Below are 22,557 nucleotides of genomic sequence, written 5' to 3' on the forward strand. Positions count from 1 at the left end.
CCCGCTTACCTTCGGGCCGTAGATCAGCGGAGCGCCGGCGCCTGCCGTCTGCAGATAGAACTGACCGTCGACGCCGTCGTCATCGTCGGGTTCGGCCGTGCCGTAGAGGACGCCAAGACCGCGCGAGCCCTGGTTGCCGGGGCTGCCCTTGGTGCCCTTCAGCTTCCAGAGCGTGACCCAGGTCCCGCTCTTGCGCCGGAACAGCAGCGAGGTGTTCTGGTTCAACCAGAAATCGCCGTCGCGGCCGTCTGCCGTGGTGGGATTGCGGGCCGTATCCGCGCTGAGCACGGCAAAGCCCATCGCGGCCGGCTGGACCGGCCGTTCCACAGTGATAGCGTTCGCCATGATGCCTACCGGGTGATGCCCTGGACGACGGTGACGTCGCCGCGGCCGATGAAGATTGTTTCGGTGTCTCGGACGAAGAGGACGTCGCGGATGTAGGAGCCGGCCGGAACGCCGCTCATCAGCGTGGCGTTCGGGGCGATCGTGAAGGAAGTGCCGTCCGTCGCGATCGCGATGCCGTCGGCCGGCGACTGGAGATCGAGATAGGCGGTCGCCGCGTCAGCCGTCTTGCGAAGCTGCATCCGCACGGTGCCGGCGGTGAAATCGACCGCGACGCCATCGGTGCCGGTCACCGCAAAGCTTTCCGGCGGCCAGTCGGCATTGTTCGCGACCGTGATCGCGTCGAGATCCGGAGCGCCGGATGTCGTCATGGCTTACTCCGAGGTGGTCGTGGTGCTTGCGGCCGTGCCCGTGGTCGTGCCCGTGGACGTGCTCTCGACCGAGGCCAGGGTGATCTTCGCGACTGCCGTGGGATCGGTGAACGCGGCGCGGAAGAGATCGTCGATCTGCACCGAGGTCAGGCCGAGGGCGGTGCCCAGTGTCGTGAAGAGCGAATTGCTCCGCTCCCACGTTCCCGCGTCGTACTGCAGCTGGGAATCCTCGCGGGCGATATCGTCGGAGATCGCCGCGAGTGCCGCCTCGACGGCCGACTTGATGCCGGCATAAAGCAGCGTCCGCTTGCCCTGCGTGGAGGTGACGCTTTCCGGGACCGGCATGACGTAACCGGCCATGAAGGCGGCGGAAAGCTTGCCCTGCGTCTGGACCCCGGTCGCCCTGTCGATAGTGGTAATCGGCGGGATGGCGCTGTCCTCCATGATGAAGGACCTGACCGTCTGGCCGTTGAAAGCGTAGGCGTCGGAGGAGACGGCCTGATCGACGTCATGGACGGAGATCAGGGTCCCGTCCTCGGTCGTGAAGACCTCTTTCATGGTGCACCCGCTCAATGGCTGTAGATGTAGGAGTTCTGGTTGCCGATCGTGTTGACCGTCGGCGAGCAGGTCGGCGTCGTCACCGAGCCGGAGACGTCCATGGTCGCGCCGATCTGCGCCAGGAGGTCGCCGCTCGTGTTGGTCCCGCCGTCATAGGTGTAGACGAGCGCGAAGCCGCCCTGGCTGGCGGTGATCCCGTAGGTGCCGTTCGCCTTGCAGCGCAGCGCCGTCGCCCCGCCCGACTGGAAGTTCGAGTTGTTGTTGGCGGAAATGCCGTCGTAGCCGTTGTTGCGGAAATCACCGGCGCCGGAGAAGAGCTCGGCGAAGGAATTGTCGGTGATCGAGAGGCCCTGATAGCCGTTGTACATCGAGATCCAGGTGTCGAGGACCTGGATCGCACTCATGTTGGCGGCGAGGAACCCGCATTGCGTGTTGTGGGTAGCGCCGACGCGGTAGGCCTGCACGGCCGAGGCATAGTTGATGCGCAGGCCGGTGTTGCCGAAATGGTGGAACCAGCACTGCTCGATGCGGGTGTAGCCGGTGCCGATCTGGTTCTGCCAGTCGCCGATCAGGAAGCCGACCTGTCCGGCAGTCTTGTCGCCGACGAACAGCAGATCCTTGATGGTGCCGAAGCCGCCGCCGGTCATGTAGAAGCCGGCCTTCACCGCCCCGGTGACGACGATGCGGGTCGTGAAGATCGCGCGCAGCGACGCCTCGACATTGGCCGCGGTGGCATCGTTCACCGTGGCATAGGTCGGAAAGGCGTTCGCCAGCGCCTGCCCGCGGATGGAGATCTGCGAGCCGTAGGGATGGTTCAGCACCACCGGCCCGGTCGAGACGTTGATCGTGTGATCGCCGGCGTCGAGCACGATTTCCACGGTCACGTCGCTGGGGATGATCTTGTCGGAGAGCGCGAGCAGGCAGTCCTGCACCGGGTCGTAGTCGCCGGAGACGTAAAGGGTCGTGGTCTCCGTGATCCGGTGCAGCGCGATCACCGCGTCGGTCACCTGGGTGAAGACGTCGGCATCCGGCGTCAGGCCGGCGGCGGTCACCAGGTTGGCGAGCTCGCGCAGCATCATCTCATAGGAAGAGGCGCGCGGAATGGAGCCGCTGACGCCGGCGGCGAGATCGCCATCGACGTAGGACGCATCCTCGTCGTCGACGCCATAGGGCTGGATATACTTCATGGGGGATCGGCTCCGCGCGACGGATCGAAGGATCTGGAGGTGGATGGATGCTGGCCGGATGGATGCTGGTCGAACCGGCGCGGCGTCAGGCGCCGAGAGCCAGGTACTGGCTGTTGTCGGCGTCGGAGAAATCGAGCGAGGCGCTGGTGTTGTAGCGGAACAGCAGGATGGTGTGGGGAGGAGCCGCCGGGTTGAGCAGCGCCTCCAGGACGGGATCGCGCACGAAGCCGTGCAGCGGATCCACGCCGAAATGGCCGCCGCCCTCGCCGAAGCGGAAGGCGGTGGTCCTTGCCGTCAGGCTGACGATCCAGCTGGCCTCGATGGAGGGCGGCCCGAACCCGGTATCGCCGCCGAACGAACTCTCGCCGAAGCGGAAGACCTTCGGCTCCTCGATGGTCAGGTTCTCGTAGCCGGCGGCGAGCGCCAGGCAGAGGAAGTAGGACGGGCTGGCATTGCCGGCGGCCCCGAACTTGGAGCGGAGCGACAGCTTGCGGTTATCGAAGGTCGGCGCTGAGCCCAGCGACGGGTCCGGCAGGCCGAGCTCGTCTTCCCAGTCGGCCAGCGCGAACGCGTCGGCAACCGCCGACGGGAACGCCGCCTGGCTGGCGAGACTGAACTCCACCTTGTTGACGCCGGCGACCCAGGCCGCGATCGCCTTCCAGAACGAGCGCATCACGGGCGACGCGCGCCCGCCGTCACTGCCGATGTCCGAACCCCAGGCGGCGCCGCGCGGGGTCAGCGCGAGCACCTGCGGCAGGAGATCGTCGGCGCTCGGGTCGGCCTGCTTGTCGAGGACGGACGGGGGCGTCGACGGCAGCGCATTGCACGGCCATCCGGAAGAGGCGGTCATGATGGATCAGCCGAGGTTGACCTTGCCCAGCACCGGGAACTGGCCGGGAACGGAGAAGGTGATGTCGTCGGAAGGCGAGGACAGCTTGTGGCGGTTCTCGCCCGTCGCCCGCGAGATCGCTTCATCGATCCAGGAGCGGGAGAGAACGAAGTCGGTGCCGGGGATCGCCGGCTCCATGCGCTCGGCAAAGAGGGCGGCGAGCTCGGCGTTGATGGCTTCCTGCACCGCGGCGTTGTTCGGCGACAGGCCGGAGACGGTCACCGGCACCGAGACGGGCGTCGGGGCAGTGACATAGACCCGCGCCGTGATCGGCCGGACCGTGTCGTCGTCCAGGTAGGCCTGCACCGCCGCGACGTCGCTCGCCGTCGGGACGGCGTTGGTTCGGTCGCTGCGGGTGAAGGTGACCCAGACGCGGCGATCGTCATTGGTGAAGCCGGCGACCCAGACGTCGATGATGTCGCCGCTGACCTCCTTCACCCAACGCTGGAAGTCGGTCACCGAACCGCCCTGCGGCGGCTGGCGCTTGCGATCGAGAATTCGCGTGCGGAACGCCTCCATCGTCTCCTCGTCCGAGCCATTGCCGAGGCTGGATGCATCCACGGTGGCCGTGGAGCCCAACCCGTCCGGTGCGCCGGAGCCCTCCACCAGCGTCAGTTCGGTCTCCGCATCCGTGTTGCCGTCCTCGCCGGCCGCCGTGGCGATGACGGCGAGCGTTACGCTGATGCCGTCGGCCCTGGTGGAGGTGCGCGTTTGGAATACGGCGCCATCGGCCCGGGTGAACTGCACGCCGGCGGGCACGACCAGGCCGGCGGCGGCCGAGACCGCGACATTGCCGGTGGCAAAAGTCGCGGCGGTCAGCGTCAGCCCGACCTCATAGCCGTGCCGCTTCAGCCAGGCGCTGTCAGTTGCGGTGGAGGCAAAGCTTTGCTGCCAGAGCCATTTGCGCCGGAGCTCGTGCTGGAAGTCCAGGAGCGCCAGAACCTTGCCGATGACCCGCAGGTTGTTCGGCCAGAGATTGACGATCGCGCCGGGGATCTCCGACGTGATGGAGTTCCAGGCGAGCTTCGACAGGGTTGCAAGCGAACGGGTGCTATACGCCATCCGTCCGCCTCCACAGCATGTCGAACTCCGCCGAATAGGTCACGGTACCGTCGCGGCCATAGACGCCGATCTGCATCAGCACCCTGCCCCCGACCTGGTCGACTGTCGGCGTCGCCACGATCTTCGCGGCCGCGCCCTCGTCGATAAGCGGCTGCAGCGCGCGCACGCATTCGTTCGCCATCTGCGTTCCCGTGCGGTCGTTGAGGATGCTGCGGCGGTAAAGCCAGAGCTTGGAGCCCAGCGCCGCCTCGCCGCGCGCGGTGTCGAGATCGAAGCTGTCTCCGATCCAGCCGCGGGCATCGCCGCCATGCTCCGGCAGGAGCTCCCAGGCATCGGCTTTGCCGTCGGTGAAGAGCAGCATGATCAGCGCCGTGGTGAGCGGGTGCGCGGCCACCAGGCCGCCGACGCCACCCTCGGCCGGATCGGTGGAGATGGCGAAGTCGCCGCTAGTGCCGTTCCAGACGATATCCGGCGGCAGCACTTCGGCGCCGGCGTCGGCCAGCGGCGTGATCGTCAGTTGCATCAGAAATCCGCCTCTCAGGCGATGGAGAACCAGTCGGCGCCGGAGGAGGCATGGCCGCAGCTGGCGAGATCGCCGGCGCGGCAGACACCGACGCCGTTGATCTGGAAGATCGAGGAGGCCTGAACCATGGTCGCCGCGTCGTGCGGCGCCTTGCCGTGCGACTGGACGGGATCACCGAGGAGCACCACCGGCTGGCCGTCCACGGTGAAGAATGCCTGCCCGCCGGCAAGCTGCTCGCCGCCGGCGCTGTCGAGCGCCTTGCGCACGATACCGGGCATCAGGCCTGCTGCCAGTCGACGCCGGAGGCCGTGAAGGCCATCTTGCCGTCCTTGGTGATGACGATCGAGGCGGAGCCGCAAACCAGCGCGATCTGCTCGGCATGCACGATGCGGAGGCTCTGCTGCACCAGCGAGACCACGTTGCCGTGCATGTCATAGATCGCCGTCGAACCGGTCTCGCGGTTGCGCAGCCGGTAATCCGGATGCTCGAGGCCGAGCGCGGCGACCAGGCTGCGCTGGCCGCGCATGGCGACCGCCAAAGCGTGCGAGCCGGCCGGCGCGAAGCTGGCGAGCCCGAACGGCATCACGCGGTGCACGCCGGTGAGTTCCTCGCTGGCATAGCCGAGACCCTTCAGCGTCTGCATCGCCCCGTCATCCTGGGTCTCGGAGACCTGGAAGCGGAAGAGATCGGCGGCGTGCATGTCAGGCAGCCTTTTGGGCAGCGGCGACGACGCCGTCGAAGAGCGGATCGCGCAGGATTTGCGCCATGGCGGCGGGATCATCGATGCCGTGCCGGCGAAGGTGCTCGACCTGCTTCCGCAACCGCTTGATCTTGGCCGTCAGGATCGCCGCATGCGGCGCCTCGAACGGCCGTTGCGAACGTGCGGCCCGCTCCGCTTGCACCTGGTGGCGCCGGGCCAGATGCTGGAGATAGGGGCCGACATTCTCCGGGCTGAGCTTCGTCATCATTCCTCCAGCCCGTCGCCGGGATCGTAAACGGCATCCGCCGTGCCCTGGGGCTTCTTGCCGCCATGGGTGCGCGGATCCACAAAGGTCAGGTCGGCGCGGGTGCCTGCGCCTTCCCCGTCCGATTGCGAGAAGGTCACCGAGGACAGCGTCATGTCCTGGTCGATGTCCTCTTGCCTGTTCTTGATCGCCATCAGGAGCCCGGGCGTCCAAAGCGCGCCGGCCTCGTCGCGCCAGGAGGAAACCCGCGCGGTGATCTGGATGCCGTTGCCGGCCATGCGAAGGCGCTGCCACTTGCCACGCGTCTTCAGCTGCTCGGCCGTGTAATCCCCCTCGGGGATGACCAGGTGCGGGCGATAGGTCCCGCTCTCCTCGTCATATTCGTAATGCTCCTGCCGGAGCGCTTGCCTGTCGGTGCCGAGCGAGCGCTGGCCGCGCACGACGATCGGCGAGCGCTTCGCCTTGGGGCTGATCTGCACCCCCATCTTGTTGACGGGCGCCTGGCCCAACACCAGCGCGCCGGCGTGCCGCTTCGTGCCGGCCCGGGTGATGTTCACCGAGCCGTCGGGCTGGCCGACCAGCATCAGGCCCTGGTGCCGCGCCTCATTCTCCAGCGTCCGGAACATGGAGAGACCCGGGATCAGCTGGATCTTGTCGATCACCTTCAGCACCTGGTCGGTGGCGAAGCCGATGCCGAACTCATCGAATTCCTGGGCGGCTTGCAGCAGCGTCTTCTTCTCGACCCGCCCGGTCCGGTGCTTCACCGGCGGGCAGTCGATGCCGTCGCGCGCCTTGGACCGGCCCTCGATCCGGATTTCCTTGTTTTCGCCCTCGCCGTAATCGGCCGCATAGGTGTCAACCGCCCCGGTGCAAAGGAGATCGCCACTACCGGGCGCACCGGTCTGGCTCACCGGCGTGGTGCGGATTTCGATCTTGCGCCCGTAGCGCAGCACCTTCGCCTCCGGGCTCCAGCTGGCGTTCGTGGCCTTCATCGCGAACGAGATCGCCGCCTGCTCCATGGAGCGGGTGATGTTCACGTCCTGCCAGCCCTGCAGGCTGACGCCATCGGCGATGATGGCGACGGTCTCGAGGATGACAGGCATGGACTATCCCGATCAGGAACTGGAAGACGGCGACAGCGCCTCGATCGTCGCCGGCATGAAGAGCGGGGTGCCGCAACGATTGCGCGTCACCAGATCCTCCGCCTCGGTCGGATCGGAATAGAGCATCCAGGCGACGAGCGCCGCCGGGAGTGAGAGTTTCGCAGAGACCTTCACCACCGGTTTCAGGTCGGTGGCGAGCGTGACCAGCTGCGCATTGCAGTTCTGCGCGACGTCGGCGAGCACGCCGAAGATCTCGATGCCGGCGGCATCTGCGATCCGGTCCGAGGCATCTTCCATCGCGTCGGCAATGCGCTGCCGCGCCTCGGCCGCCGATTGCCGGTCGGCATATTGCGTCTGGGCTTCCGCGAGAAACGCCTGACCGAGAAACGCCGCCTCGACGCAAGCTGCGAGCGCCCGGGCCAGACTGCCGTGCCGGGTGAGCCCCGGTGAAGCCGTTAAGGCCACCGCGCCCGCGGCCGACGTTGCCGCCGCATAAAGCGGGATGGCGATGTCGCCGGCACCCGCATCGTCGCCGATCGCGCCGATCGCGGTAGCGAGCGCAACGCCGATCTCCGCCGCGCGGGTGAGCGTGGTCAGCTGCGGCGCCAGCACATTACGCACCAGGTCGGTTGAGGCCGTGAGATTGCTGGCGACCGCGGAAGACAGCGGGATCTTGCCCGCGGCCGTCTCCAGCGCATCGGCCAGCACGATCGCGGCATCGTAGGCCATGGCATAGGAACCGGTGAAGCTCACGAGATCTGCAATCCTGATGTGAAAAATTCAGATCCTATTCCGCGCCTACTGCCCGAAGGCGGAAAGCGCGGAGGAGATCAGGGCGGGCAGCGTGGCGAGAGAGCTCGCGGCGATGCGATCGCCGATCGCCGTCGCCTGCACCGTGCTGGTTCCGCCCGCCTCCACGAAGCTCATCTCGATCTTGATGGTGCCGAGCTGATCCTTGCTTCCGGTTGTGCTGCACTCGGTGCAGCGCACCTGCAGCGATCCGGAAAACGGCAGGATCAGCGTACCGACACCATCGGTCGAGCATGCCTCGACCAGCGCGAGCGCATCGGTGTCGGCGGTGTCGCCGGCGACATAGGCGCTGACTTTCCAGCGGCGGACCTTGCGGCCCATGTCTTCGGTCGCATGGTCCTCCGCCTTGACGAACTCATGGACGGCAACGCGCCGCCCACTATCCGCCAGGCCCTCTTCCGACACCTGGAACGACACGCCCCGGTACGATGCCGGCAGCAGGGTTTTCGGCCAGTTGCGCATCAGTGGTTCGTGCTCGCTCCGCCATCAGCGGTCCCCGCCATGGAGGTGCCGACGCTTGCCTTGATGTTGCCGACCGAGACGGCCGAGGTGGACGTGACAGCTGCCGGGCCATCGACCTTGATGCCGATGTTCACGTTCGCCTGTCCCTTGAGCTCGACGGGATCGAGCTTGCCGGTGACGTCGACAGGTTCGGCGATGCGGGCATTCAGCGGCGCACCGTGAAGCAGCTGCTCGAAGTCGGACCGGTTCCCGATCGCAGCTGGCGACGCGACGTGCGGCGGGTTCACCATGTTGTCGAGCACCCGCTCCTGGTGTGCAGTTACCGGCGGCGCGAGAAGCGGGTTTTGATCGGGCATCTTGCCGGGCGCGACCCAGCCGAGATGCGTGCTGTTGAGCCATCCCTTGATGACGCCGTCCAGGGCCTTAGCCCCTTCATAGTTGCCGGCGATGAACTTCTTGCCATCGTCCGCATTCGTCGGGATCTGAGAGCCGATGCCAGCCACGTTCAGGAAGTTCAGGAAAAGCCGCCACTTTCCGAGCCCGGGCACGTCGCCAGCTTTGTCGCCGAACTTGCTCTTGATCTCCTGCGAGGTTGCCGCGCCGCCCAATTTGCCGGCAGCACCGGTCAGAGCAGCTGCCGCACCGTCGAGCAAACCGGCAGATCCATCCAGGGCGGCGGCCGAGCCTTGAAGGCCGAAGCCGCCGAACAGAACGCCGGCGCTTTTTACGGCGCCCCAACCAGCGGCCAGAGCGGCGATGCCGGCGCCGATCCTCTGCAGGGTCGGATTTGCCTCCGCCATGTACTGCACGATCTCCCCGGCCTTCTCGGTCAGGTTCGTCAGCATGCCGCCACTGCCGTTGTTGTCAAACGCACGGGCAACGGCCGTCTGCAGATTGAGAACAGCGCCCTCGAACTTGCTCACCGCACCGTCAAAGCCGGACATCCGCTCGTCCGCGACCTTCTGGGCGTAACCTTGCGAGTCGTTCAGGATCTCTTCCAGCATGTGCTGGAACGTCGCGGGATCACCGAGCGCGGTTGCGATGCGACCACCCTGCTTTGATCCGAAGATCGCGTTCGCCAACGCCGGGTTGCTTGCGATCTTCGACATGAGGTCGGACACGAACCGGGGCATGTCGACGCCGAGCATGGAAGCATCCCGGTACCGGTTCGCGGCACCGGCGATGCTCTTCAGGCTCTTGGCATCATCGCCACGGAGAGAACCCTTCAGCGCCCGCACCACAGCCGGGGCAAATTTCGAAGGGTCAGCAATCAGCTTCTTGTCGGCGAAGATCCGCCCGAGCGCCGCCTGGGACCTCGCATTTAGGTCTATACCATACGATGCCGAGATGTTCTTGACGAAGGCGTCCCTGTCGAGGTGATCGGGGTTCCTTTGGTAATTCTTGTAGTCGAGCCCGTTGGCGAGCATCGACTCCTTCGCCTTGCGGGTCGGTGACAATCCGGCCGCGACGAGAGCGCGGAACGCGACACCGGATTCGTCGCCGCCCATGTTGGCCTTCTTCAGAATGCCGGAGAACGCGAGCAGTTGCTCCTCGCTCAGTCCAGCCAGGCGCGCCGGCGTCGCCCCATATTTATAGGCCTGCTGGATATCCTCGGCGGACATGCCGGAGATCTTCGCGGCCTTGACTTGGACATCCGCTGTGCGCTGGGCAGACGCGATCGCCGCCGGCAGGTTGGAGACGTCCTTTTTGAAGCCGAAAATGGCGCTTTCCATCATCGTGGCCGCTTCAGGCAACGTGAGGTCGAGCGACTGGCCCAGATTGGCCGCCTGCCCTGTCAATCCAAGAACCTGATCTCGGTTCAGACCGCGCGCTGCGAGCCCGCGCTGCGCTTCCAGCCACTGGATATCGTTGTATTTGGTCGTGCCGCCGCCGTGGATGGCCTGCTGCACCAAGGGCAGCTGCTGTTCATCGGTGAGGCCCATCACGACCTTGGCGTATCGACGTTCCTTATCGAACTCCCGATAGGTCTCGACCGAACGCTCGGCAAAATGCTCGGCGCCGTAGGCGAAGGCGCCGCCAGCCAGCGCGCCGACGTGTCGGAGCTCCTGGTGCCGCGCCGCACGCCGCTCGGCGATCCGCTGCTGCTTCGCCAGCGCTGCGGTTGCACCCTCGACCGCATGCTCGAGCCGTTTCTGCTCGGATGCGAGATGCCCGATATCCACGCCTTCAGCCTTGAGGGCACGCTGCGCGCGATGGACGGCATCCGCCTGTTTTTCATAGGCAGCGCTGGCGCGCACAACTGCCGCCTGGGCAGTTTTCAACGCGGTTTCCAGCTTCCGGGTCGGCTTCTCCGCCATCTCCATGGCGCGCGCAGCACCCTGGACCGACTTTTGCGCACCATCGAGCCGCTTACGGAACTCGACAAGCTGGTTCCTGCCGCGCCCGAAGCGGTCAATCGCTTCCAGCTGCTTCCCGGCTTTGCCGATCGCGGTGGAAAGACGCTCAATATTCTGCGCGCCTTTGGTCGCCTTTCCGATCTTGTCGATACGGCCGGCGATCTTCTCAAAGACGCCATTGGTGGCGTCCTTTGCTGTAATCCGGGCTTCTGCCGAAATGATGCGGTTCGACATCTAGCGCCGGTCCTTTTTCTTTCGCTCTTCCGTGACCTTGACCGCGGCCTGATACCAGAACCCGAGTTCGGTCAGGCTGAGCCGGCCGATGCTCTCGAAGCTGTTGGAGCCTATTCCGGCGAAGGCGAGGTCGACGGCGAGGTCTTCGAGGCCGCGTTGTCCTCGTCGTCGGACTGGAAAAAATCGATCACGGCTTGTTTGAGATCGCGAGCCAAACGGATGCCGCCCATTTCGAGGATCAGATGATCTTTCGGCTCGACCAGGCAGCGTTCCACATAGCCGCGGATGGCCTCCAGGTTCTCCGCATAGATCATGGTGCCGGATGGGGTACGTCCCACAGCGACAGGATCGCCGAATTCCAGAACGTCGGAGACCGTTGGTTCCCGCAACACCACCCGGTGGATGGGACCGTCATGGCCGACCAGAGGGTCGTGCAACTTGATGATGGTGGTTTTTGCCAATGTCGGCCTCAAAAGGTTGGAAGCTTAGGTTCGGAGCGCCGCGCCGATCAGGCGTAGCGCTGGTATTGGTCGGATTCGAGCTTGAGCCCGGAAACCTCGCCGGTGGCGGTATCGATCTCCGGCTTGCCGCCCCAGCGAGCCGCCGTGAAGAGATGCGTCACGCCGTAATCGTCTTCCTTGAAGGTGACGTTGACCTTGGAAAGCAGCATGTCCTCGGTCCACTTGATCGAGGTGCTGCCGCGATCGAGCGAAAGCTCGATGGAGGCGAGTTCCGGCTTCACGGTGGAGTAGCCGGAGCCATCCATGTTGGCGCCGTTCTCCAGCGACACGAGGGACGGATTGATCTTGGCCGCGCCGCGGGCGTGATAGGTCACGCCGTCGATGGTGAGCGAGACGCGCCCGCCTTTGGTGTCCATCTATGGATTCCTTGTGTGGGTACGATGTCGGGGGATGCTGGCGGCCGATCAGGCCGTCGCTGCGCTCGCGGCGGCGTCGTTGTCGAACTGCAGGAAGACCGTGACGTTGGCCGCGAAGACGCGGAGCTGGTTCGTGACGTCGACCGGAATGTAGGCGTTGAGCCGGCAGCTGTCGGACGAACGCTCCACGATCAGCGCGTCGGCGAACACGTCGAGATTCTCGCAGATGCCGGCGAGGTTGCAGAGTTCCGCATAGGCGTGGACGATCGTGGCCTTTGCATCCGCCGGCGTCACGATGCCCTGGATGCCACGCGGGTTTTCATCCTTCAGCGCGTGGCGCGGATAGGTCTCCTCAACCCGCTGGCGCAGATAGCGCCCGACATACATGGAGATGGCGAGCGTCTCGACATCCAGCCAAGTCGTGTCGGCGGTGCCGTAGGCGTTGACCTGGTAGGTCGTGCAGATCCGCTCCAGCTGCACCGTGCCGTCGGCGGCGACTGTGAAGCCTGCGATGCCGTTTTCGTAGAGCGACTGGCGGTCGCTCTGGGCCCAGCGGTCGTTCTCGTCCTTCGGCGCGCGGATGCCGTCCAGCGACAGCGTCTGCAGCGGCCGGGCGATCTCAATCGCTTCGGTCACCGCCGCGCCCATGTTCTTCGACAGGGCGATGCGGCCGTTCAAGGCCGCCGTCACGCACCAGAGCGGATGCGGGGAATTGTAGATCCCGAGCACCGTGGCATGCGGATCGTTGCGCACCGCGCCGAAGGCGGTCAGCGTCGCCAGCGTCCCGTCCATGGCCGTGGTGTAGTGGCCCTGCTTCTGCACGGTGGGCGACCAGCGACCGCTGCCGGAATTGGACAGGTAGTCCTTCACCGCGTCGAGGTGGGCGACGGAATTGAACGGGCTGGCGATCCAGGTCGCTTCGGCATTGCCGATCAGCGCCAGGGCGGCCGCCATGTCCACTTCGCCGGAGCCGCCGGTCGGCTGCACCACGGTGACCGTCACGCCAGTCGGATCGACCTCGTCGCCGTCCAGGCCGCTCTCGACGCGGATCTGGTTGCCGACGGACCCGCCATGGCGCGCTGTCAGGGTGACCACGGCGCCCGCCACGGTAGCGGTGACCGGGAACGCCATCTTGCGGCTGAAACGGGTGTAGCCCTTGGCGACGGCGGCGGCAAAGCGCGTGGCGATCGCGGTGGCGGTGTCACCGGCGGCAACGGCGATGGAAACCGCTTCGCCGGCGACATAGCGCACCAGCGTGCCGGAGGCCGTGGCCGGACCGGTGAAGGTGAGCGTGCCCGCGGCCTTCACGGCGCCGTCGGGTTCGGCAACCGGCAACACGTAGATGGCGCCGACCGGATCATGCCAGCGGGCGAACTGCGCCTGGTCGGCCAGCGTGGAGCCGGCGCCGAACAGCCCGTTCGGGTCGCGCGAGCTCAGGATCTGCAGCTTGCCGAGAGTGGCGGCGCCGCCCGTCAGCATATGGCCGATCAGGACCTGGGTGGACTTGCCGGAATAGGGAGCGGCGCCGGCGTTGAACTCGGCGAAGAAAAGGCTCGTCCGCATGTCGGACGGCATCTGATTGAAAGCGACCGTCATGGGTCTGGTCTCCGATGCGGACGGAAGGATTTACTTGGAAGCGGCGGCCGTCGTGGCCGTGGTCGTTCCGGTGGAGGCGGTGGTTCCGGCCGTGGTCGTGCCGGCAGCAGCGGTGCTGGCCGTGGACGCAGTTCCGGACGTGCTGCTGGAGCTCGTGTCGGGCGCGGCTGCGGCGCTCGATGCCGCCGAGGTGTCCTGCACCTCCACGACATCGCCGCGGTTCTTCAGCCGGAGCCAGAACGCATTGCGCGGCTTGGTCTCGCCGGCGCTCGCGAGCAGGTCGCCGGTCACGGGGTCTCGGAGCCGCGCGCCATCGACGCCCGGCTTGATGTTGAAGGTGTCCATGGAAGTCCCGGTCAGGAAAGGGTGATGGTCTCGCCGAAGGTGGTTCCGGCCGCTTCGGCATCGGCTTCCGAGATCGGCCCGGTTTCCGGGTCGAACTGGACCTGCGGCGCAATCGTCAGGTCGATGCCGACGGAGCTGCACGCGAGCGTGCTGCCCGGCATCCTGGCGTCGATCATCTGGCAAAGGAGCTCGCCGGAGGAGCCGGCCGGCATTGCCAGGCAGACGATGCGCAGCGGATCCGGCAGCGCGGCATAGGTGCCGGTGGCGAACGGGTCTGGCTCATAGGCCGTCATGACCGTGCCCAGCGTGATCAGCCGGATCGCCAGCCGCTCGCCCGTCTCATCGGTGGCGTATCGCGCCGATTTCACGGTGTTGAAGCGACGCGCCACCTTGCGCACGAGCGCTGCCTCGGCTGTTTCGCCAACGGTGATGATCTCGATTGCCCGATGTTCCAGGAGGTCGAGGTGGGCCTCGAGCTCGCGGTCCGTCACTGGCGCGGCGATGCCGACAGGCTGCCCCTCGTCATTGACGGCAAGCGACTGCATCGCGATTTCCAGCACCAGGTCGCAGCGGCGATCGAACGGGACCCCGCCATTGTTGGCGCTGAATGCTTCGCCCGCATCGTCCTCGGTGGTGACGATGATCACCGGCACCGGTTCCTGATGGTCAAGATCCGGGATGCGGGAATCATCGATCCGGTCGCCGCAGAGATCGGCAATCACCGGATCGCTCTTCAGCGCCTCGATGACGGCCAGGCGGAGCGCCGTGCGGGCAAGGCTCATGAGCTATCTCGCGAGGTGAACGGCCAGGCGGCCGACGTCGATCGGAATGACGATCTCGATGCGATACCGCTCGCCGGTGCTCTTGCGGACGATCTCGTCATTGGTCTGCGGGCGACCGGCGGCGAACACAGCGGCGGCCACGTCGACGGCCGGCTTGCCCCCGGCTATCAGCGTCGAGGCATCGTCGGAGCGGGCGCCTCGCGTCTTGGCATGAAGCACAGCCCCATCCACGACGAAGACGCCCCGGAAGTCGAAGGATGCCCGGCTGGCGTCGTTCGCCGGCCGGGCATTCCGTTCCGCCTTCGCTTTGGGGACGAAGGTGAGGTCCTCGGCAAAGACGGCATCGCTGGTCGCCCCGGCCGCGAAGGCCAGGGAATCGAACAGCGACGGCATCAGAAGGACATGTTCAGGCGGACGCGACCGATGTCGGAGGGATTAGCGGCCACAAGGGCAGCCACGCCGATATAGGTGTTGCCCGAGGCGGTGGTGGTGGCGCCCTTGTTGGTGGCGTCCCAGTAGATCTTCGCGCCCTGCGTCCAGGCCTGGGCGCTGGACTTGGTCAGATCGTAGACGCCACCGATCTTGATCTCGACGTCGTCACCGGAGGCCGCATTGGAAGCGGCAATGCCGAACATGTTGCCGACGATCACGAGATCGCCGGACAGGACGTCGGCGGGGGCCGTGACGGTGAGAACCGCGCCCGGCTGGATGAAATTCTGCATGGAAGAAACCCTCTTGGATGGTCCGCAAAAGCAAAGGGCCGCTCACGGCGGCCCCTTGCTGGTCAGGTCAGGCGGTTGCGATCAGACGGGGTTCTTGTAGAGGCCACGCCAGTCGATGACCTTGGCGCCGACGTCCTGGCGAACCTTCACCTCGATGCCGTCCACGTCGAAGCCCATTCGGGTTTCCGTGTAGAGGCCCTGCGCACCTTCCAGATACGCCAGCTCGATCACGTCGATCTGGCCGGGATCGCCGGCGAGATACCAATTCGTGCTGGAGGCGGCGTCGAGGCGCGGCTCGGAGATCGGCACCAGCTTCTTCATCGACGTGGTGACCACGTCGGCGGCCTTGGTCGGGAAGATCTGCCCGAGGAACTGCTCGGTCGTCGTCTCCAGCGCGGTCGGAACCAGCAGATAAGTCGGCGTGATGTTGAGGAGCGTCTTGCCGTCGAGCCCCTTCTGCACCCGCATCGACTGGCGCCCGGCACCGACGCTGTCGGCGGCGATCGCGGCGGCGGTGCCGAGATTGCCATGCTTGGCATGGAACAGCGTCAGGCCGTCTGCCATCACGGGATTGCCGGTGATCTGGCCCCAGACGAGATCGCTCTCAAGGTTTGCGGCCGCGACACCGAACGAGCGCGGGATGCGCGTGAAGGCGTCGAGATCGTCGTTGATCAGGACCTGACGGGTGATGCCGACGATCTTGCCGTAGGTCGAGACGGCGTATTTCTCGGCCGCATCCCCCATGCTGCCGCGCTTGAACTCGCCGTGCTCGTTCACCTTCTCCAGCTGCGGGGCTTCGCCCAGCTGGACCCGGGAAACCTGCTTGAAGTCCGGCACCGTCACGACGCGCACCAGCGACCGGAACGTCTGCGGGGCGGCCTGGTAGCCGGCGCGCAGCGTCTTATTCGCGACATTGGCAAGGACGTTCGGGAAGTCGCCGGTCGACAGCATGCCACCGGAGCGCATGGCCATCATGGAGGTGTCGGAGCGCATGGACAGCATGGCGCCGGCGAGTTCGTTCTTGGACAGGCCGCGGGTCCGGACACCGGCCGCTTCCAGGCAGTCGCGGCCCATCTCGAGGATGGTCATGCCGCGGAAGGTCCGGCCGTGCTCGGTCAGCTCGTACTTCGTCGGGTCGAAGCGATGCAGGAGAGCGTTTTCGAGCGCTCCGCCGCGCTTTTCCTCTTCGGAGGCACCGGTAATCTGCGCGCGAGCGGACGGCCGGGTGTGGGTCTTCTCGGCTTCGTCAGCCATGTGGTCGAAGCCACGGGCGCGGAAGGCGTCCGCGGACGTGCCGTCCGCAATCGCCGTGCTGATGATCTCCGGCGAAAGACCGGCGCGCTGGCCGATGGTCAGGATCGTCGCGCTACGCTCGCGCTCGGCGCGGATCTGGGCCTGCGCGTCAACCGGTGCGGGCTGAGGGGCCGCGGTGGTGCCGGGCTGCGGTGCAATGACCGTCGGGTTGCCGGCCACGGGCGCGGCGCGGTTTTCGGTCGTGAGGTCGGGCTGTGCGTCGACTTCGGGGGGCATGCGGTTCTCCAGTTGGGGGGCCGCCGGAGCGGCAGAAGGTGCGTCGGCCCGACTGACGACGCAGGGGAAAAGGTCGGGGTCTCCGGGGCGGGAGCCTGCGGAGCGCATCTGGGCGCCGGGGTCGGCGCCAACGGGCACCGCGGAGATCTCCAGCGGCTCCCAGTCGGTCACTCGCCAAACGGGGACAGAGCCGTCATCGGCCTCCCGCTTCTCCACCTCGTGGATCAGGTAGCCGGCGGAGACGTTGCGGATGACGCCGTCGCGGATCTTGCCGACGGTATCGGCATCGCTCGGCGCATTGGACAGCTTCACCGTCGCAATGCCGCGACCGTTCTCGATCTTTGCCGTGCCGGGCACGATGGAGCCGATGACGTCGCTCAGATCGTAGGAGCTGTGGGTGTTGAGGAACGGCGCACCGTTGTTCAGCCGCTCCAGCCGGACATTCTCGGGGGCAACGATCAGCTGCTCGTCGTAAAGCCCGTCGCGCCAGGAGTTCCGGCGCACCGTGGCGCCGGTCGTCCAGATGATCTCGATCGTGTTCGCTTCTTCGTCGAAGGTGGACGAGCGGACGACCGCCGTCCGCGTCTGCAGCGGAAGCTGAATGATTTCCGGAGGCATGGATGGTCTCTCAGTTGGCCGCGTCGGCAGCCGGTTTCTCGTTCGCGGCATCGGCCTGGGCGACGCCAAGCTGCGAGGTGCGACGCGGATCGATATCGAGGACGAGATTTTCCGCGTCGATGATCTTCAGGAACGCGGACGTGTCCTTGATCACCTTGCGCCAGTCCTCGCCCCATGCGGAGATGAAGGTCTGCGGCGTCATGCGTCCGGCGCGAACGGCCAGAATGTCGGCTTCCAGATCCTTGCGGGGATCGATCGGCTCGACCGCCGGCATGACGTAATCGAAGCGCCAGCCATCCCGGCGAGGCTTGATAACGTCGGCCAAGATGGCGGCATCGACGAACCAGTTCGTCACCCGCCGCATCATCTGCGGCACCAGGACGTTGTATTGCGTCTGCTCGGTCAGCCGGCGCTGCTCGATCTTGCCGGCCCGGAGGCTGGAATAGTTCGCCTGGCGCAGGTCGCCGGTCAGCTGGTCGTAGGTGATGCCCGCGCCGGCGGCCATGCCGAACAGGGTGGAAAGCCAGACCTGCTCATATTGGCCCGAGCTGGTTGGCTGGGCGAAGCTGATCTTCTCCCCTTCCTGCAGGTACGCGATCATGCCCGGCCGCATCTCCTCGATGCGCGCGTCGTCGCGGCTCGGACTGAGCGGGCTGGTTCGCTCGCCCTCCAGGGTGACGAAGCCGGTATAACAGGCCTCGGTCTTGGCCTTCATGATGACGGCGTCGACCAGATCGCCCAGATCGCGGCTCGGCATCAGGATCGGAGCAAAGACGGGGACGCCCCTCACCTGCCCGGCTCGCAATGGCCTGAAGAGGTGAATGACGTCCTCGACCGGAACGAAGGTCGAATTGAATGGCGCGCCGCGGAACGTGTATTCGCCGGGGTGCTGGCTGTGCAGCCACAGGCCCGTGCGCGCATCCCAGGTGCCGAGACCAACGCCCAGGCGGCTATATTGGTTGTCGAAGGTCCCAAGATCACGGCTTTCGTCGATCAGATCCCCTTCCAGAACCTGCAGCGCGAGCTTGACGCGGCGGCGATCGCCGCTGCGGAGCGGAATGCGCCGCATCACCGCGTCGCCGCCTTCCAGCGCGCTGGAATAAAGCAGCGCCTGCTGTCCCGCGAAGTTGTTGATCCCCTCCACGTCCGAGGTGTCGCACCACTCCAGCCACGCGTCCCCCAGCTGGCGATCGGTGCGATCCGAGCCGGTGGCCGGGACGGCATTGATGCCGGTGCCGATCGTGTGGCCGACATGGACGTCGAGGATGCGGCGACCGGCCCAAGTGTTGCGGGCAAGATCACGCGACCGATCGCGCAGTCGGGCAAGCGCCGGGCCGATCTCCACGTTGGCGGACGTGGCGGCGGCGGTGAAGGAATCTCCCCGCCGGCCAACGCGCGCGCCGTCATAGGCCCGCTTCTGATCGAGGGCGCTGAAGGCCCGCGCGCGCTTCATCGCGGCGCCCGGGGCGATCCAGGCGAGCGCCTGTAATGCTCGGGACATGGATCAGTCCCTGCGGAAAGAAGCGAGAGTGACGCGCGGCGCCGTAACCGTGCCGCCAAGCGCCGCCGCGATGTCCCGGCGCACCGAGCGCATCTCAGCCAGCGAGCGGTAGAACACCTCGCGATTGTCAGCGAAGCGCACGCGCGAGGCGCCCGTGGCGATCGCCGCGTCGATGGCAGCGAGGTCAGCTTGCGTCCAGGTGGTCATCAGCGATCCAGCCAGCCTTTTGTTCGATCGCCGAACCAGCCCTGGGAGGCCGGCCGCGATGCTGTTTCCTTGGGTTCCGGCTGGCGCACCGGCACGTCTTCCACAGGTTCAGGAGCCCGCTCCCGGTCCGCTTCGAGGCGGTCCCACACCGCATCCGGCATGCCGCGAAGGCCGAGCTTGATGGCCGCCGCCTCCGCCTGCAGGTGCGTGTCCAAGCCTTCGTTCGCCTGGTTTGGATCCTTCTCCCAGCGATAGACCGTGAAGCCGTGACGCTTCACAGGCTGCCGGCGCTCGGCCGTCAGCTGCCGGAAATATTCGTCCTCAAGACCACGCGCGAAGCCGATGAAGCCGCGCTCCTGCGGATCCACCTTCATGAGGTTGCGATAGAGCGCCATCTTCAGGACCGAGGTCCCGAAGTTGTGGAACCGCCGGGAGTACGCAAGCAGCTTGCCGGCCGCGTTGCGCTCCTTGGCGACCCGCGCCAGCAGCGGCGCCGATTCCGATGGCACGCCGCGAACCATGATCACGCGCGACGACGGATGCTGCTGGGCCCAGGACCAAACGTCCTCGGTCCAGGCATTGCCGTCGATCGCGGCCAGATCGATGCCGATCCGCCGGCCGAGCGTGTTCGGCCAGGTCTGCTCCATCAGGTCGTTGAGGCGCGCCTGGGTGGCGGGCTCGCTGATGTGGCCGGGAATGATCCGGTAATCGATGACGAAACGCCGCCCGTCTCGGCCGAAGCCGACCAGCTGCGTTTCGACGCGATCAAGCTGGCAGTCCAAACCGAGCGTCAACAGCAGCGCCCCTAGGGGAATAGTGCCGATCGCGTAATCCGATTCCGCAGCGCGGTCGCGCAACCCTTCCCAGGGCGGCGCCTCGCTCTGGGCCCGGAAAGCTTTCCCCACGGTATCGTTCAGGAAAGTCTGCTCGGCGGCCGGGTCACCGCGCGCCTTCAGCCATTCCAGGGCGATCTGCCGCCACGACTGCAGGAGCGAATAGGCCGACCACAAATAGAAGGAGCGGTGGAACCGCTTCATCTTCGGGTTGTCGGCCCGCCACTCCCCCCGCGGCAGCATTGCGGAGCGATGATGCTCCTCGATCTCGCAGCCGCAGGCGACGCAGGTGAAGTGCGCGGCTTCCGGCCGGTCCTCATCGAAGTCGGCCAGCAGGTTTTCCCATTCAAGGGACTGCATCGTGTCGCAGTGCGGACACGGCACATAAAGCCGTTCCTGGCTGCCGGCGTCATAGCTCTTCGTGATCCGGCAACCGGGCATGACCAGCGGCGTGGAGATCTTGAAGATCTTGGCGAAGGTGATGGCGCGGGAGCGGCTGTCGGCCTGGCTCTCGGGATCGCCACCGGAATTGTTCTCCCACTTCGACAGATCGTCCTGCACCTGACGGGGCATGGTGACCTGCGAAAGCGATGCCGGCGAATTGGCGCCGGAGATCAGGATGGCGCCGAGGCCGTCCGCACGTTCCTTGTAGAGGGTGCTGTCACCTCCGTCCCGGCTCTTCTCCGGAAAGATCGCCTTCAGCGCGGACGTATTCCGCAGCATTGGCCGAAGCTTCATCTTCGACCAACGCTCGGCGTTGTTCTCCGTCGGATGGACGTACATCAGGTCGCCCGGGTCCATCTCCATGGAGCCGCAGGTGAAGATGTTCGCCAGCACCGTGCCGCCGAGCTGGGCGGACTTGGCGAGGGTGACGATCCGGCAGGGATCCTCAGGGCTGAGCGCCTTCAGGATCTCGGTGAAATACGCGAACCGGTCGGGGTTGTAGGGTCCCGGCTCCGGCGATTCACGCTTGGTGAAGCTGATGTTCTTCACCGCCCAGGCGAGATAATCGACGGGCGGCGGTGGCATGAGCGCGGCCGCGACCGCCTCGTGCCGGAGGCGATCCGGGTTCGCCAGCATAGCGACCATGGATCATGTCTCTGTTGTCGCGACCTCCTGGGCGGCCACGAACTCCGGCAGCGCTTCGGCCGCCAGCTTGTTGCTCTCCGCCACTTGCTGGCGGACCTTGCGGAAGAGCTCGTTGAGCTTCTGCAGGACCTCGCGGTCCTCCGCCCTGAAGTCTGCGGCGAGCGCCGTCGCCATTTCCGGGAGCGCACCCTCAAAGGCGCGCATCACCTGGACGGCGATGGTGGTCAGCTGCCGGCGCACGGCAGCGGTCTCGGTATAGAGCCCCTTGCGGGCTGCCTCATCTTCCTCGCCGATGCGGTTGCGCCGCTGCCACTCGGCCAACTTCTCGCGCTTGAGGAGCTCGTCCAGCTGGTCGCTGGCGATCTCGTCCTCATCATCGTCGGCATCCGCGCGTGGGTTCGGCTCTCGTCGCGAGGTTGTCGGCTCAGCCGGTGCGCCCGGGCTCTGACCCGTGAGCCTGGTCGTGATGCCGTTGCCGAGCGCCTGGCTGATGTCGCGGCGCTTGCGCAGCTGCTTCTGCGCGGCAGCAACATTGATGCGGGCGGTCCGGCCGGCGCCGATCAGGGCATCGCCGTCGATCAGCTTCTCGGCGATCCACTGCGTCACCCGGCCCGGCGAGACGCCGCAAATCCGGGCGAATTCGCTCTTCGATACGATGGCTGCGGAAGTGGCTGGTGCGCTGGCGCCGGGCTTGGACATGGATGGTTTTCCGGGCGCTGCAGCCGCTTTCTCTTTCTAGGAGCCTTTTTAGCCCCTCTTTTTAGCTCGCTTTTTAGCCCGGCCGGCCTGCAAGCGGTGCCGGAATGGCGGAACTCCGCCGATCCAGCCTGCCCGCGGGCCGACTTTTTAGCCGCTTTTTAGGCTTTCAAAACCGGGTCAGACTGGCGAAAATCCGGGGGTTTTACGCCCGCAGGGGGGCCGGCCCCCGGGAGGGACCCGCGCCCTCCGGCGCGGTCGGCGGCGGCGCCGCGCGTCAGCGCCCGCCCTCGAGCAGGCGGCCGACCTCGTGGACCAGGCGATCGGTGAGGTCGCTCTCGACGACCTCGAAGAACGCCGCCTCGCTCTCCCCCGTGATCATCTCTTCGGGGATGAAGAGGCCCGACCGCTGCTCGGCGATCGGTATGCGCTTCCTGCCCAGGCGCTTGTAGACGTGGCCGCCGAGCTTCAACCTCGTCCGGTTCGGCCACCGGCCGCCGGTCATGAAGGCATGGTCGTCGTGCCAGGACTTCCCGCGAACCTTGGCGGTCACCCCGCCCGGCCCTTCCTTCGCCCCGAAGAACTTCAGGGAGATGTCCCCGCCTCGCGAGCGGATGACGTAGGCCGAGCGCGCACCGTTGCCCTTGGGGCCACCGGTCGATGCCCGGTCAACCTTGAGGGCCCGCACGATCACCTTGCGTTTCAGCCCGGTCTGGGCGGTCAGGGTCCTGACCATCCGGGTGCGCGCCTTGTCGCCGGTGTGGTTGACCGCGCGAACGATGGCCTTACCGGCGTTCTTGCCGGCGGCGCCCAGCAGATTGGCCATGCGGGCCAGCTGGGCGTCGTCGAGCTTTACCTCGAGCAGTCCGGACATCGGCGATTACTCCGGCTGCCGGTC

27 protein-coding genes are annotated in these 22,557 nt (G+C 66.3%); all 27 read right to left on the minus strand.

The window, feature by feature from the left end; all coding sequences use genetic code 11:
* Nucleotides 1–345, minus strand: a 345-nt coding sequence (locus tag BMY25_RS08165) for a hypothetical protein (RefSeq protein ID WP_238858223.1), incomplete at its 3' end; no start/stop codon positions are given.
* A gap of 5 nt (nucleotides 346–350) precedes the next feature.
* Nucleotides 351–713 (minus strand): hypothetical protein, encoded by a 363-nt coding sequence (locus BMY25_RS08170; protein WP_092496157.1) that lies wholly within the window; start codon nucleotides 711–713, stop codon nucleotides 351–353.
* Between the two features lie 3 nt (nucleotides 714–716).
* A complete protein-coding gene (locus BMY25_RS08175; RefSeq protein ID WP_092496158.1) occupies nucleotides 717–1,271 on the minus strand; it encodes a hypothetical protein in 555 nt (184 codons plus the stop codon).
* An 11-nt stretch (nucleotides 1,272–1,282) separates the two neighbouring features.
* The gene (locus BMY25_RS08180; protein ID WP_092496159.1) at nucleotides 1,283–2,458 is read right to left on the minus strand and encodes a hypothetical protein; all 1,176 of its coding nucleotides are present in this window, start codon (nucleotides 2,456–2,458) and stop codon (nucleotides 1,283–1,285) included.
* Nucleotides 2,459–2,543: 85 nt separating this feature from the next.
* Entirely contained in the window at nucleotides 2,544–3,308 is a 765-nt protein-coding gene (locus BMY25_RS08185; RefSeq protein ID WP_092496160.1) for a putative phage tail protein, read from the minus strand.
* A 6-nt stretch (nucleotides 3,309–3,314) separates the two neighbouring features.
* Nucleotides 3,315–4,409: a baseplate J/gp47 family protein gene (locus tag BMY25_RS08190; protein ID WP_092496161.1), complete on the minus strand. Its 1,095-nt coding sequence runs from the start codon at nucleotides 4,407–4,409 to the stop codon at nucleotides 3,315–3,317.
* Nucleotides 4,399–4,932 (minus strand): phage GP46 family protein, encoded by a 534-nt coding sequence (locus tag BMY25_RS08195; RefSeq protein ID WP_092496162.1) that lies wholly within the window; start codon nucleotides 4,930–4,932, stop codon nucleotides 4,399–4,401. The genes BMY25_RS08190 and BMY25_RS08195 overlap by 11 nt, the downstream gene beginning before the upstream one ends.
* A gap of 14 nt (nucleotides 4,933–4,946) precedes the next feature.
* Complete coding sequence (locus BMY25_RS20745) at nucleotides 4,947–5,210, minus strand: PAAR domain-containing protein (protein ID WP_092496163.1); 264 nt, start codon at nucleotides 5,208–5,210, stop codon at nucleotides 4,947–4,949.
* The gene (locus BMY25_RS08205; protein WP_177176783.1) at nucleotides 5,210–5,632 is read right to left on the minus strand and encodes a phage baseplate assembly protein; all 423 of its coding nucleotides are present in this window, start codon (nucleotides 5,630–5,632) and stop codon (nucleotides 5,210–5,212) included. The genes BMY25_RS20745 and BMY25_RS08205 overlap by 1 nt, the downstream gene beginning before the upstream one ends.
* Before the next feature lies 1 nt (nucleotide 5,633).
* Entirely contained in the window at nucleotides 5,634–5,897 is a 264-nt protein-coding gene (locus tag BMY25_RS08210; protein WP_143061913.1) for a hypothetical protein, read from the minus strand.
* On the minus strand, nucleotides 5,897–7,000 hold the full coding sequence (locus tag BMY25_RS08215) for a phage baseplate assembly protein (RefSeq protein ID WP_092496166.1): 1,104 nt from the start codon (nucleotides 6,998–7,000) through the stop codon (nucleotides 5,897–5,899). The genes BMY25_RS08210 and BMY25_RS08215 overlap by 1 nt, the downstream gene beginning before the upstream one ends.
* 12 nt (nucleotides 7,001–7,012) lie before the next feature.
* Nucleotides 7,013–7,729 carry a hypothetical protein gene (locus BMY25_RS08220; protein ID WP_143061914.1) on the minus strand — a complete coding sequence of 239 codons (717 nt, stop codon included), beginning with the start codon at nucleotides 7,727–7,729 and terminating at the stop codon, nucleotides 7,013–7,015.
* Nucleotides 7,730–7,798: 69 nt separating this feature from the next.
* Entirely contained in the window at nucleotides 7,799–8,272 is a 474-nt protein-coding gene (locus tag BMY25_RS08225) for a DNA circularization N-terminal domain-containing protein (protein WP_092496168.1), read from the minus strand.
* Nucleotides 8,272–10,863 carry a phage tail tape measure protein gene (locus BMY25_RS08230; RefSeq protein WP_092496169.1) on the minus strand — a complete coding sequence of 864 codons (2,592 nt, stop codon included), beginning with the start codon at nucleotides 10,861–10,863 and terminating at the stop codon, nucleotides 8,272–8,274. The genes BMY25_RS08225 and BMY25_RS08230 overlap by 1 nt, the downstream gene beginning before the upstream one ends.
* 110 nt (nucleotides 10,864–10,973) lie before the next feature.
* Nucleotides 10,974–11,324: a hypothetical protein gene (locus BMY25_RS08235; RefSeq protein WP_092496170.1), complete on the minus strand. Its 351-nt coding sequence runs from the start codon at nucleotides 11,322–11,324 to the stop codon at nucleotides 10,974–10,976.
* A gap of 47 nt (nucleotides 11,325–11,371) precedes the next feature.
* Nucleotides 11,372–11,740 (minus strand): phage tail tube protein, encoded by a 369-nt coding sequence (locus BMY25_RS08240; RefSeq protein ID WP_092496171.1) that lies wholly within the window; start codon nucleotides 11,738–11,740, stop codon nucleotides 11,372–11,374.
* Between the two features lie 48 nt (nucleotides 11,741–11,788).
* Entirely contained in the window at nucleotides 11,789–13,336 is a 1,548-nt protein-coding gene (locus tag BMY25_RS08245) for a phage tail sheath subtilisin-like domain-containing protein (protein ID WP_092496172.1), read from the minus strand.
* Nucleotides 13,337–13,366: 30 nt separating this feature from the next.
* On the minus strand, nucleotides 13,367–13,681 hold the full coding sequence (locus tag BMY25_RS21105) for a DUF2635 domain-containing protein (RefSeq protein ID WP_092496173.1): 315 nt from the start codon (nucleotides 13,679–13,681) through the stop codon (nucleotides 13,367–13,369).
* Between the two features lie 11 nt (nucleotides 13,682–13,692).
* Entirely contained in the window at nucleotides 13,693–14,463 is a 771-nt protein-coding gene (locus tag BMY25_RS08255; protein WP_092496174.1) for a hypothetical protein, read from the minus strand.
* A gap of 3 nt (nucleotides 14,464–14,466) precedes the next feature.
* On the minus strand, nucleotides 14,467–14,856 hold the full coding sequence (locus BMY25_RS08260; protein ID WP_092496175.1) for a hypothetical protein: 390 nt from the start codon (nucleotides 14,854–14,856) through the stop codon (nucleotides 14,467–14,469).
* Nucleotides 14,856–15,185: a DUF2190 family protein gene (locus tag BMY25_RS08265; protein WP_092496176.1), complete on the minus strand. Its 330-nt coding sequence runs from the start codon at nucleotides 15,183–15,185 to the stop codon at nucleotides 14,856–14,858. The genes BMY25_RS08260 and BMY25_RS08265 overlap by 1 nt, the downstream gene beginning before the upstream one ends.
* 81 nt (nucleotides 15,186–15,266) lie before the next feature.
* A complete protein-coding gene (locus tag BMY25_RS08270; RefSeq protein ID WP_092496177.1) occupies nucleotides 15,267–17,333 on the minus strand; it encodes a prohead protease/major capsid protein fusion protein in 2,067 nt (688 codons plus the stop codon).
* A gap of 10 nt (nucleotides 17,334–17,343) precedes the next feature.
* Nucleotides 17,344–18,834 carry a phage portal protein gene (locus tag BMY25_RS08275; RefSeq protein ID WP_092496178.1) on the minus strand — a complete coding sequence of 497 codons (1,491 nt, stop codon included), beginning with the start codon at nucleotides 18,832–18,834 and terminating at the stop codon, nucleotides 17,344–17,346.
* 3 nt (nucleotides 18,835–18,837) lie between these two features.
* Nucleotides 18,838–19,041, minus strand: coding sequence for a phage head-tail joining protein (locus BMY25_RS08280; protein ID WP_092496179.1), 204 nt, complete (start codon nucleotides 19,039–19,041; stop codon nucleotides 18,838–18,840).
* The gene (locus BMY25_RS08285) at nucleotides 19,041–20,963 is read right to left on the minus strand and encodes a phage terminase large subunit family protein (RefSeq protein ID WP_092496180.1); all 1,923 of its coding nucleotides are present in this window, start codon (nucleotides 20,961–20,963) and stop codon (nucleotides 19,041–19,043) included. The genes BMY25_RS08280 and BMY25_RS08285 overlap by 1 nt, the downstream gene beginning before the upstream one ends.
* A 3-nt stretch (nucleotides 20,964–20,966) precedes the next feature.
* Nucleotides 20,967–21,662 carry a hypothetical protein gene (locus tag BMY25_RS08290; protein ID WP_092496181.1) on the minus strand — a complete coding sequence of 232 codons (696 nt, stop codon included), beginning with the start codon at nucleotides 21,660–21,662 and terminating at the stop codon, nucleotides 20,967–20,969.
* 274 nt (nucleotides 21,663–21,936) lie between these two features.
* Nucleotides 21,937–22,533 carry a hypothetical protein gene (locus tag BMY25_RS08295; protein WP_092496182.1) on the minus strand — a complete coding sequence of 199 codons (597 nt, stop codon included), beginning with the start codon at nucleotides 22,531–22,533 and terminating at the stop codon, nucleotides 21,937–21,939.
* Between the last annotated feature and the right edge of the window lie 24 nt (nucleotides 22,534–22,557).

It is taken from the genome of Faunimonas pinastri (genome assembly GCF_900110915.1).
In the GTDB taxonomy this organism is placed as follows: Bacteria; Pseudomonadota; Alphaproteobacteria; order Rhizobiales; family Afifellaceae; genus Faunimonas; species Faunimonas pinastri.